At 75.4% G+C, this 10682-nt stretch carries 12 protein-coding genes; 1 reads left to right on the top strand and 11 read right to left on the bottom strand.

The window, feature by feature from the left end; genetic code table 11:
• Positions 1–36: 36 nt before the first annotated feature.
• Entirely contained in the window at positions 37–963 is a 927-nt protein-coding gene (gene rpsB, locus ACI784_RS02725) for a 30S ribosomal protein S2 (RefSeq protein ID WP_456922108.1), read from the bottom strand.
• 308 nt (positions 964–1271) lie between these two features.
• On the opposite strand from rpsB, the gene ACI784_RS02720 reads away from it, so the two are divergent.
• Positions 1272–1766 carry a murein hydrolase activator EnvC family protein gene (locus ACI784_RS02720; RefSeq protein WP_456922109.1) on the top strand — a complete coding sequence of 165 codons (495 nt, stop codon included), beginning with the start codon at positions 1272–1274 and terminating at the stop codon, positions 1764–1766.
• Positions 1767–1782: 16 nt separating this feature from the next.
• Here ACI784_RS02720 and ACI784_RS02715 read toward each other — a convergent pair whose 3' ends face one another.
• The 10 genes from ACI784_RS02715 to lepB all read right to left on the bottom strand — a co-directional run bounded on the left by ACI784_RS02715 (position 1783) and on the right by lepB (position 10654).
• Positions 1783–2148 (bottom strand): antibiotic biosynthesis monooxygenase family protein, encoded by a 366-nt coding sequence (locus ACI784_RS02715; protein ID WP_457012449.1) that lies wholly within the window; start codon positions 2146–2148, stop codon positions 1783–1785.
• A 16-nt stretch (positions 2149–2164) separates the two neighbouring features.
• Positions 2165–2965: an RNA polymerase sigma factor WhiG gene (gene whiG, locus ACI784_RS02710; RefSeq protein ID WP_456922111.1), complete on the bottom strand. Its 801-nt coding sequence runs from the start codon at positions 2963–2965 to the stop codon at positions 2165–2167.
• A 116-nt stretch (positions 2966–3081) separates the two neighbouring features.
• Entirely contained in the window at positions 3082–4017 is a 936-nt protein-coding gene (locus tag ACI784_RS02705; RefSeq protein ID WP_456922112.1) for a tyrosine recombinase XerC, read from the bottom strand.
• A gap of 86 nt (positions 4018–4103) precedes the next feature.
• Entirely contained in the window at positions 4104–5363 is a 1260-nt protein-coding gene (dprA, locus tag ACI784_RS02700) for a DNA-processing protein DprA (RefSeq protein WP_457012448.1), read from the bottom strand.
• Positions 5360–6880 (bottom strand): YifB family Mg chelatase-like AAA ATPase, encoded by a 1521-nt coding sequence (locus ACI784_RS02695; RefSeq protein ID WP_457012447.1) that lies wholly within the window; start codon positions 6878–6880, stop codon positions 5360–5362. The genes dprA and ACI784_RS02695 overlap by 4 nt, the downstream gene beginning before the upstream one ends.
• Positions 6877–7236, bottom strand: coding sequence for a YraN family protein (locus ACI784_RS02690; RefSeq protein ID WP_456922115.1), 360 nt, complete (start codon positions 7234–7236; stop codon positions 6877–6879). The genes ACI784_RS02695 and ACI784_RS02690 overlap by 4 nt, the downstream gene beginning before the upstream one ends.
• Before the next feature lie 120 nt (positions 7237–7356).
• Positions 7357–7677, bottom strand: coding sequence for a DUF2469 domain-containing protein (locus tag ACI784_RS02685; protein ID WP_097208899.1), 321 nt, complete (start codon positions 7675–7677; stop codon positions 7357–7359).
• Complete coding sequence (locus tag ACI784_RS02680) at positions 7674–8441, bottom strand: ribonuclease HII (protein ID WP_457012446.1); 768 nt, start codon at positions 8439–8441, stop codon at positions 7674–7676. Before ACI784_RS02680 ends, ACI784_RS02685 begins: the two co-directional genes overlap by 4 nt.
• Before the next feature lie 251 nt (positions 8442–8692).
• Positions 8693–9406: a LuxR C-terminal-related transcriptional regulator gene (locus ACI784_RS02675; RefSeq protein ID WP_456922117.1), complete on the bottom strand. Its 714-nt coding sequence runs from the start codon at positions 9404–9406 to the stop codon at positions 8693–8695.
• A 282-nt stretch (positions 9407–9688) separates the two neighbouring features.
• Positions 9689–10654, bottom strand: a complete 966-nt coding sequence (gene lepB, locus ACI784_RS02670; RefSeq protein ID WP_457012445.1) for a signal peptidase I — start codon at positions 10652–10654, stop codon at positions 9689–9691.
• Between the last annotated feature and the right edge of the window lie 28 nt (positions 10655–10682).

Raw genomic sequence — 10682 nt, 5'->3', positions numbered from 1 at the left:
CGCCGTCCCCGCGCGGGCGGGGACGGCGCCGCGGGGTCAGCCGTTCTGGGCGCCCTGGGTGCCGGTCGCGGTGTCGCCCGTGGCGGGGACGCCCTCGACCGGGGCGACCTCGGCCGCGGAGACCTGCGGCTGCTCGGCCGGGGTCTCCGGGAGCGGGGTGGCGCCGGCGTCGGCCTGCTGGCCGGTGAGCAGCTCGCGCTCCCAGTCGGCCAGCGGCTCGTCGCCGCCGATGGCGGGCTGCTCGCCCTCCTCGCGGCCGGCGTTGGCCTGGGCCGCCGAGCGGGCCATGAGGCCCTCGGCGACGGCGTCGGCGATCACGCGGGTGAGCAGGGCGGCGCTGCGGATGGCGTCGTCGTTGCCCGGGATCTTGTAGTCGACCTCGTCGGGGTCGCAGTTGGTGTCGAGGATCGCGACGACCGGGATGCCCAGCTTGCGGGCCTCGCCGACGGCGATGTGCTCCTTCTTGGTGTCCACGATCCAGACGGCGCTGGGCACCTTCTGCATGTCGCGGATGCCGCCGAGGCTGCGCTCGAGCTTGGCCTTCTCGCGGCTGAGGACCAGCTGCTCCTTCTTGGACAGGCTGACCAGCACGCCGGTCTGCTCCATGTCCTCGAGCTCCTTGAGCCGCTGGAGGCGCTTGTGCACGGTCTGGAAGTTGGTGAGCATGCCGCCCAGCCAGCGCTGGTTGACGTAGGGCATGCCGACCCGCTGCGCCTGCTCGGCGATGACCTCCTGCGCCTGGCGCTTGGTCCCGATGAACAGGATCGAGCCACCGTGGGCGACGGTCTGCTTGACGAACTCGTAGGCGTTGTCGATGTACCCGAGCGTCTGCTGCAGGTCGATGATGTAGATGCCGTTGCGCTCGGTGAAGATGAAGCGCTTCATCTTCGGGTTCCAGCGACGGGTCTGGTGCCCGAAGTGGACGCCGCTGTCGAGCAGCTGCTTCATGCTGACGACTGCCATGGCCGCAGCCTTCCTGTGTGCGCGCGGCCGCCGGGCGGCCGCGCTCCTCGGTTGTCGCGGGCACCGGGTGGTGCACCGCCCTGGCGTCCGGGCGCCACACCACCCCGCGGGAGGACCGTGGGGACCGAGGTGGCGACCGCCCCGCCGTCGTGCGGCGGGGATGAGGACGCGCGAAGTCGACCCGCGCGAGGCGGGTCGCACCGAGCAGCATACGCCTCGTCCGCGGTGCCCATCCCCAGCGGCCGGGTCCGTCCACAACCGGGCCGCCACCGGCCGCCCGCTCCCCTGCCGGCGGCAGGGTGCTCCCCGTGCGCGCCCTCGCCGTCGTCCTCCTCGCCGTCGTCTGGCTGCTGGCCCCGGCGCCCGCCGTCGCCGAACCCGCTCGGCCGGCCGCTGCCGCCCTCTGGGTGCGGCCGGTGGACGGCGCGGTGACCCGGCCCTTCGACCCGCCGCCGGACCGCTACGGCCCCGGCCACCGCGGCGTGGACCTGGCCGGCTCCCCCGGCGCGACGGTGCTGGCCGCCGGGGACGGCGTCGTCGCCTTCGCGGGCACGGTGGCCGGGCGGCCGGTGGTGAGCGTCGACCACCCCGGCGGCCTGCGCACCACCTACGAACCGGTGACGCCGGGCGTCGGCGCCGGGCAGGCCGTGGCGCGCGGCTCCCCCGTCGGCACGCTCGCCGAGGGGCACGCCGGCTGCCCGGTCGCGGCGTGCCTGCACTGGGGGCTGCGCCGCGGGGAGACCTATCTGGACCCGATGGCGCTGCTCCGCCCGCCGGAGGTGCGGCTGCTGCCGATGGGATGACCTGCTGCCGGCGGCGTCACGCCCGGGGCGGGGGCTGCTCCCCGGCCCCGCAGTCCACCCCGGCGTCGGCCTCGGCGTCGTGCGGGTCGGCGGTGAGGACCGTGGCGAAGTGCTCGACGGTGGGGAACGGGTCGTAGAAGTGGTGCAGGAGCGCGCGCCACCGGGCGTAGCCGGGCGAGCCGCGGAAGCCCTCGGTGTGGTCCTCGACGCGGTCCCACTCCACCAGCAGCAGGTAGGTGGCGGGGCGTTCGAGGCACCGGCTCAGCGTCAGCCTCCGGAACCCGGGCGTCGCCGCGATGACCGAGCGCGCCCGGGCGAACGCCGCCTCGAACTCGGCTTCCTGCCCGGGCCGGACCGGCAGCAGGGCGTGCTCCAGGACCACCGCGACCGTCGCGCCGTCAGGCGATGTCGGCGAGCTTGGTGCGCAGGTGCAGCACGGCCTTGGTGTGCAGCTGGCAGATCCGGCTCTCGGTCACGCCGAGGACGCGGCCGATGTCGGCGAGGGTGAGGCCCTCGAAGTAGTAGAGGCTGACGACGACCTTCTCCCGCTCGGGAAGCTGCTCCACCGCCCGGGCGAGGAGCTGGCGGGCCTCCCCGTGTTCGGCCATCGCCTGCGGGTCCAGCGCGCTGGTGTCCTGCAGGGTGTCCACCAGCCGGGGTGCGCCGCCCTCGTCGTCGGAGAGCAGCTCGTCGAGGGCGACGACGTTGACCAGGGAGAGCTGCCCGAGGAACTTGCGGACCTCCTCGACGTCCATGTCCATCTCCGCAGCCACCTCCTCGTCGGTGGGGCTGCGGCGCAGCCGGCTCTCGAGGGTCGCCACCGTCCGCTCGAACTGCCGGGCCTTCATGCGCACCGAGCGCGGGATCCAGTCGGTGCTGCGCAGCTCGTCGATGATCGCGCCGCGGATGCGCGCCATCGCGTAGCTCTCGAACTTCACCTCGCGGGAGGGCTGGTACCGGGTGATCGCGTCGATCAGCCCGAAGGTGCCGTAGGAGACGAGGTCGGCCTGCTCGACGTGCGCGGGCAGGCCGCTGCCCACGCGGCCGGCGACGTACTTCACCAGCGGCGCGTAGTGCAGGATCAGCCGGTCGCGGAGGCCGGGGTCGCGGTCGGCGACGTAGGTGGCCCACAGCTCGGCCAGCGCTGCGTCGGCGTCGCCGTGGGTCTCGTCACGCCGGTGGATGGTGGCCTCGGGCACGGACGCTCTCCCGACTGGTCGGAGGCCTGCCGTCGGCAGCCTCGGGGTGGGCACTGCGGTGTGGGGCGACTCGATCGAGCGCACCCCAACTGTGTCAGACACGGAGAGCAGTCCGCTCAGGCGCGCGGGTGCGCCTGGGCGTGCACGGCACGGAGGCGCTCAACCGTCACGTGCGTGTAGATCTGGGTGGTCGCGAGGCTGGCGTGGCCCAGCAGCTCCTGCACCGAGCGCAGGTCCGCGCCGCCCTCGAGCACGTGGGTGGCCGCGGAGTGCCGCAGGCCGTGCGGACCGATGTCGGGCGCGCCCGGCGCGGCGGCCACCGCGGTGTGCACGACCCGCCGCGCCTCGCGCGGATCCAGCCTCCGGCCGCGACGGCCGAGCAGCAGCGCGGGACCGGACTCGGCGGTGGCCAGGGCCGGCCGCCCCCGGGTGAGCCAGGCGTCGAGCGCGCGCTCGGCCGGGACGCCGTAGGGCACGCTGCGCTCCTTGCGCCCCTTGCCCAGCACCCGCAGCAGGCGGCGGCCGCGGTCGACGTCGTCCACGTCGAGCCCGACCAGCTCGCTGACCCGGATGCCGCTGGCGTAGAGCAGCTCGAGCACCAGGGCGTCGCGCAGCCCGACCGGTTCCTCGGCGTCCGCGGCGGAGTCGAGCACGGCTCGGGCCTGGTCCGGCGCGAGCACGTCGGGCAGCGTGCGGTGGGCCTTGGGGCTCACCAGCCGCAGGCCGACGTCCTCGGGGGTCAGGCCGGCGCGCCGCAGCCAGCCGGTGAAGGACCGCGCCGCCGCGGCCCGCCGGGCGGTGGTGGCCCGCCCGGCGCCCCGGGTGCGGCCCTGGGCCAACCAGCTGCGCAGGGCGGCGAGGTCGAGCTCGTCGACGCGGGTGCCACCGCGGCGGGCGAGGTGGTCCAGCAGCCAGACGGCGTCACCGACGTAACCGCGGACGGTGTGGTCGGACAGGTCCCGCTGCGTGCGCAGGTGGTCCTCGTACCCGGACAGCGCCTCGCCGAGCGCCGGCGGCAGGGCGGCGCGCGCGTCGGCGGTCCGGGCGGTCACCCCGGAACCGTCCGTCGCCGTCCGCCGGGGGTCAAGCCGCCGCGCCGACCTCCGGACCCCGGCGTCCGGTGCTCCGCCCCGCCCCGTCACCGGGTGGCGCCGGACTCCTCCTGCCGGGCGATCCGCCAGCCGGTGCCGGTCCACTCCACCAGGTCGGCGAGTTCCAGGGCCGGCAGCACCCGCATCACGTCGAGGACGTCGCACCCCGCCGTCGCGGCCAGGCGCTCCGGGCTGACGCCGTTGCGCACCGGGCAGGCGTCCAGGACCCGGACGGCGACGTCGGACAGCCCGTCCCGCCGGTCGGCCGGTCGTGCCGGTGGCTCGGCGAGGTCCTCCCCCAGCCGCCCGACCGCCTCGACGACGTGGGCGGCGTTGCCCACCAGCACCGCGCCCAGGTCGACGTCGCGCAGCAGCTCGTGGCACCCGACCGACATCGCCGAGGTGACCGGACCGGGCACCACCATCACCGGCCGCCCCAGCCGACCGGCCCGCCGCGCGGTGGCCTGGGCGCCGGACCGCGCGGCCGCCTCCACCACGACCGTGCCCCGGGTGAGCCCGGCGATGAGCCGGTTGCGCACCAGGAACCGGTGCTTGTGCGGAGCAGCGCCCGGCGGCCACTCGCTGACCAGCAGCCCCTCCTCGGCGATGCGGTGGAGGAGGGCACCGTGCGCCGCGGGGTAGACCCGGTCGATCCCGCAGGCGAGGACGGCGATCGTCGGCCCGCCCGCGGCCAGCGCGCCCCGGTGCGCCGCGGCGTCGATCCCGAAGGCGCCGCCGGAGACGACCGTCCACCCGCGCTCCCCCAGCTGGTGCCCGAGCTCCCCGGCCACGTGCTCGCCGTAGGCCGTCGACGCCCGGGCCCCGACGATCGCCACCGAGCGCTCGGCCAGTCGGTCGAGGCGGTCCCGCCCGCGGACCCACAACGCCAGCGGCGGCACGGGGGCGGTGGTGCGCGGCGCCTGCCTGCGGGGGTCGTCGGGCTCCTCGCTGGTGGCGACCGTGAGCGCATGGAGCAGCAGCCCGGGCCACTCGTCGTCCTCCGGGACGACCAGCCGGGCTCCGCACCGCTGGGCCCGCAGCAGGTCGGCCCCCGTCGCATCCTGGTCCACCCGGGCACCCACGAGCGCCCGGACGGCGTCGGGGGCCCGGCCGGCCCGCAGCCGCCGCACCGCCTCGACCGGCCCGGCGTCGTCGACGAACCGCCAGAAGGCGACGCTCCCCGGCTCGGCCGACCGGTTGAGCCAGGCCCGCGCACGCCGCACCGCCGGGGAGGGGAGCCCGTCGGGCCCCTGTGGCTCGACGAGCCCCTGTTCCATCTCCTCGTCCAGGTCGGGGAGGGTGCTCATGCCGCCACCCGCTGCAGCCGCATGCCGAGGGCCTCGGCGACGTCGTCGGAACCGGGCACCGTGCGGCCCGACAGGTCGGCGAGGGTCCAGGCGACGCGCAGCACCCGGTCGTAGCCACGGACCGACAGCGCCCCCCGCTCCAGCGCCCGCTCGACCAGGCGCAGCGCCGGGCGAGGTGGTGACCAGCGCTCGCGCAGCAGCCGGCCGGGGACCTGGCTGTTGAGGGTCAGGCCCGTGCCTCGCAGCCGGGCCGCGGCCGCCGCGCGCGCCTCGTGCACCCGCCCGGCCACCACCGCGGTCGGCTCCGGCGCCGAGCCGGCCTCCAGCCAGGCCGCGCGGGTGACCGCGGGCAGCTCCACCCGCAGGTCGATGCGGTCCAGCAGCGGACCGGACAGCCGGGCCCGGTACCTCCGCCGCTCCAGGGCGCTGCACGTGCAGGCGGCGTCCCCGGCGGCGCTGGCGCACGGGCAGGGGTTGGCGGCGAGCACCAGCTGCGTGCGGCACGGGAAGGTCGCCGCACCACCGGCCCGGGAGATCGTCACCTGCCCCCGCTCCAGCGGCTGGCGCAGCGTGTCGAGCACGGCCCGCGGGAACTCCGGCGCCTCGTCCAGGAAGAGGACACCGCGGTGGGCCCGGCACAGGGCCCCGGGGCGGATGAGCCCGGAGCCGCCGCCGACCAGCGCGGCCATCGTCGCCGAGTGGTGCGGCGCCTCGAACGGAGGCCGGGTGAGCAGCGGGGCGTCCGGCGGCAGCGTGCCCGCCACCGAGTGGATCGCGGTGACCTCCAGGGCCGCCTGCTCGTCGAGCTCCGGCAGCAGACCGGGCAGCCGCTCGGCCAGCATCGTCTTGCCCGCGCCCGGTGGCCCGGTCAGGAACACGTGGTGCCCGCCGGCCGCCGCCACCTCCACCGCGCGGCGGCCCACGGTCTGGCCGACGACGTCCCCCAGGTCCGCTCCGAGCGCGGGTGGGGGCAGCGGGCGGCGGGTGTGCCGGGGCAGCGCCGCTCCGCCCTGCACGTGGGCGACCAGCTCGGTCAGCGTGCCGACCGGCAGCACGTCGACGCTGTCGACCAGGGCGGCCTCCTCGGCGTTGCCCGCCGGCACCACGACCGTCCGGTGGCCCGCCCGGGCGGCGGCGAGGACCGCCGGCAGGACGCCCCGGACCGCGCGGACCGAGCCGTCGAGCCCCAGCTCGCCGAGCAGGACCAGGCCGTCCACCGACTCCCCCGGCACCGCGCCGTCCGCGGCGAGCACGGCCATGGCCAGGGCGAGGTCGAAGCCGCTGCCCTGCTTGGGCATCGACGCCGGCGACAGGCCGATGGTGATGCGGCGCATCGGCCACCGCCCTCCGGCGTTGACCACCGCCGCCCGCACGCGGTCGACCGACTGGCGGACCACGGCGTCGGGCAGGCCGACGAGGGTCACCCCCGGGACGCCGGCGGACATGTCGACCTCGACCTCGACCACCGCGCCGTGGACCCCGGCCAGCCCGACCGACCAGGTGCGTGCCAGCGTCATGAGAACGCCGCCCGCAGGTGGGTGACCAGGGCCGGTGCCGCCGGCCGGACGAGCACCCCGACGACGTCGAAACGCAGTTCGGGGGCGTGCTCCTCGTGGGCGGCCAGCCACCGCTGGGCGAGGGTCCGGAGGCGGCGTTGCTTGACCGGCCCCACCGCTTCCACCGGGTGGCCGAAGCCGACCGCCCGGCGGGTCTTCACCTCGCAGAAGACGAGCGCGTCCCCCTCGCGGGCGACGATGTCGAGCTCACCGTCACGGCAGCGCCAGTTCCGGTCGAGGACCCGCAACCCCCGGTCGGTGAGGAAGGCGGCGGCGATGCGCTCGCCGTGGGCGCCGAGATCGGATGTCGTTCGCACCAGCCGACCGTCGGCCGCGGGGCGGCCCGCCACCAGGACGGGAGCCGGTCTGTGGACAACTCCGGTCCTGTGGACTCACGGCGACCCGGGACCGGGGTGGAGGGACACCCTGCAGGGGTGTCAGGTCAGGCGGGGACCCTCGGGCAGCTCGAGGTCGGGCTTGTCCAGCTCCTCCACGTTGACGTCCTTGAACGTCAGCACACGCACGTTGCGCACGAACCGCGCCGGCCGGTACATGTCCCACACCCAGGCGTCGGAGAGCTTGAGCTCGAAGTAGACCTCGCCCCCCGCCTCCCGGACCTGGAGGTCCACGGCGTTGGCCAGGTAGAAGCGCCGCTCGGTCTCCACCACGTAGGTGAACTGCCGGACGATGTCCCGGTACTCGCGATAGAGCTGCAGCTCCATCTCGGTCTCGTACTTCTCCAGGTCCTCGGTGCTCATCGAGACTCTCCGGACACATGGCGCATGGCCCCATCATCGACCATGCCGGCGGAGCCGGTCAGCTGGGATGCCCGTTCGGCGTGTGCAGCCCGGGCCCGGGCCACGTTGACGAAGCGCATGCGGTGCTCCGGGCAGGGGCCGTGACGGTCCAGCGCGGCGGTGTGCACGTCGGTGATGTAGCCCTTGTGGCCGGCGAAGTCGTACTCGGGCCAGCGCTCGTGCAGGTCGAGCATGATCCGGTCCCGCGTGACCTTCGCGAGCACGGAGGCCGCGGCGACGCAGGCAGCCACCCGGTCGCCCTTCCAGACCGCGAGGGTGGGCCGGGCCAGGCCCGGCACGGGGAAGCCGTCGGTGAGCACGTAGTCCGCGCCCGGGTCGAGGTTCCACACGGCCCGCCGCAGCGCCTCGATGTTGGTGACGTGCATGCCCCGCGCGTCGAGGTCGGCCACGGGGATGACGACGACCGACCAGGCGACGGCCCGATCCAGGATCTCGTCGTGGACCCGTTCCCGGGTGGCCGGGGACAGCAGCTTGGAGTCGGCCAGCCCGGGCACGCGTCCGCGCCGTCCGGGGGGCAGCACGCAGGCGGCGGCGACGAGCGGACCGGCACACGCGCCACGACCGGCCTCGTCGGCGCCCGCGATGGCGGCGAAGCCACGGCGGCGCAGCGACCGCTCCATCTCCCACAGGGCGTCAGGGCGGTCCTCGACCGGCGCCGCCTTCCGGAGGCGCGCGCCGCGGACTGGGGTGGGACTCAGGACCATCGCGGTCCGACAGTACGACCCGGGGGTGACGACAGGGACGCACTCCCCCGGCCGGGCAGCCGGGCCGCCGACCGAGGCGGTCGCGGAGACGCCACGGGCCGGCCCCCGGGGTCAGAGGGGGCCGGCCCATGGACGGTCGGGCCCGGAGGGCCCGTGGTGCCCGGCGGACCGCCGAGGAGGCGGACGGTCCGGACAGGCATCCCGGTCGGTCACCGGCGGCGGTGCCACCGGCGGGACCGGGAGGTCGGGGATCAGACCTCGGCGGGCGCGGCCGGCGCGAGGCCGTGGGCGCCGCAGGTGCAGCCGCCGTTGCGCGAGGAGAGCACCAGGGACACCGCGTGCGCCCGGTCGCGGGCACCCAGCTTGCGCAGGATGGCCTTGACGTGGGACTTCACGGTGTCCTCGCTGATGAACAGGTTGCGGCCGATCTGCCGGTTCGACTGGCCCTGGATCAGCTCGTCGAGGACGTCGGACTCGCGCCGGGTCAGCGGCACCTCCGGGGTGAACGGCTTGGCGGCGGGAGTGGCGGAGGGCTCCACGCGGCGGATCTGCGGGTCGACGACCGTGCGGCCGGCACGCGCGGCCAGGATCGCCCAGCCCAGCAGGGTCGGCGAGGTGTTGATCATGAGGTACCCGCGGACGCCGGCGGCCAGCGCCTCGTTCACCACGGCGGGGTCCTCGGAGGTGCCGACGGCGACGATCGTCACCTGCGGGCTCCGGCGACGCAGGTCGCGGCAGGCGTTCAGCGTGGCGGCGCGGCCGTGGCCCAGCTCGACGACGACGGCGTCCGGGCGGGCGGTCTCGAAGAGGGTCAGCGCCCGGCGCAGCTCGCCCGGCGTCCCGACCGACTGCATGCCGGCGGTCTCGTTGATCATGCTCACCAGGCCCCGGCGCAGGACGGGGGCGTCGGCGAGGATGAGCACGCGGGTGACGCCGCGGGCGGTGCTACCCAGGGGTGCGGACACAACTGACTCCGTTTCACACAATCGGGAACTCTCACAATGTCCATCGGACGGGTGAGACCGTTGCTTGAACAGTTTCCGGAGATTTCTCAGCAGAATTCTCGGAGTCATCCCGGGGGCACGGATTCCCGTAGTCGTCGTCACACGAGAATCACCGGAAAGGTGACCGGTGAACAGATGTCGACATGGCGACGCCATTCTTCGAATGCGTATCACGGCGCCGGGACGACGAGACCCGCCCTCCCCGGGAGCGGGAGGGCGGGTCTCGGACGGCGGTGGAGCGGATCAGCGCCGGCGTCGATGTCGTCGCCAGGCGGCCACGGGCACGGCACCGACCAGGCCGAGCGCGTAGGGGGCGGCCAGCGCCGTCGCACCGGACTCCGGCACGGCCTGCCCCGCCCCCGGCGCCGAGGCCTCCAGGCCCTGGATGTCGGGCGAGCCGAGCGTGTCGAAGCGTTCCAGAGGCCAGACGATGAGCGCGGCCTTGCCGATGACGTCGTCCACACCGATCGTGCCGGCGTGGCGGTCGCCCACGTGGACGCGGGAATCCGCCGACGCCGACCGGTGGTCACCCATGACCCACAGCCGGCCCTCCGGCACGGTGACCGGGCCGAACGCGCGCTGCTCCGGCGGGGAGTCCTGGTAGATGTAGGGCTCGTCCAGCGGCTCGCCGTCGACGGTGACCCGCCCCTCGGGGTCGCAGCACTGCACGGTCTGGCCCTCGGTGGCGATGACCCGCTTGACGAAGTCGTCCTCACTGGGCGGGGCCACGCCCACCGCGCGCCCCAGCCACAGCAGCCCACCGGAGAGCCAGTTGCCCGGCTCGGCGACGTCGACCTCGGGTGACCAGGTGTCCGGCCCCTCGAAGACGACGATGTCGCCGGGCTCGGGCTCGCCGAACCAGTACGGCACCTTGTTGACCAAGACCCGGTCACCGGTGCACCCGGGGCAGCCGTGCAGCGTCTGCTCCATCGACCCCGAGGGGATGAAGAAGGCCTGCACCAGGAAGGTCTTCACCAGCAGCGCGAGGACGAACGCCACGAGCAGCAGCACCGGCAGCTCCCGCAGCAGCGAGCCCTTCTTCGGCGCCTGCTGCCGCTCCCGCCGGCGCTGCCGGCGCGAGACGGGGGCCACCGGCCCGGTGTCGTCGCCGATGCCGCCACTCCTGGCGGACCCGTCGGCTGCGGCCCCGCGGGGCTCCTCGCCCTCCGGAACGACGTCGGCGGGCCACCCGGGCCGGTCACTGCTCATCGAGAGCCAGCGTACGGCGCGGGAGACC

It is taken from the genome of Geodermatophilus sp. SYSU D01186, assembly GCF_054050215.1.
Note: the sequence above shows the minus strand (reverse complement) of the source record. Positions and strands in the feature narration are given on the sequence as shown.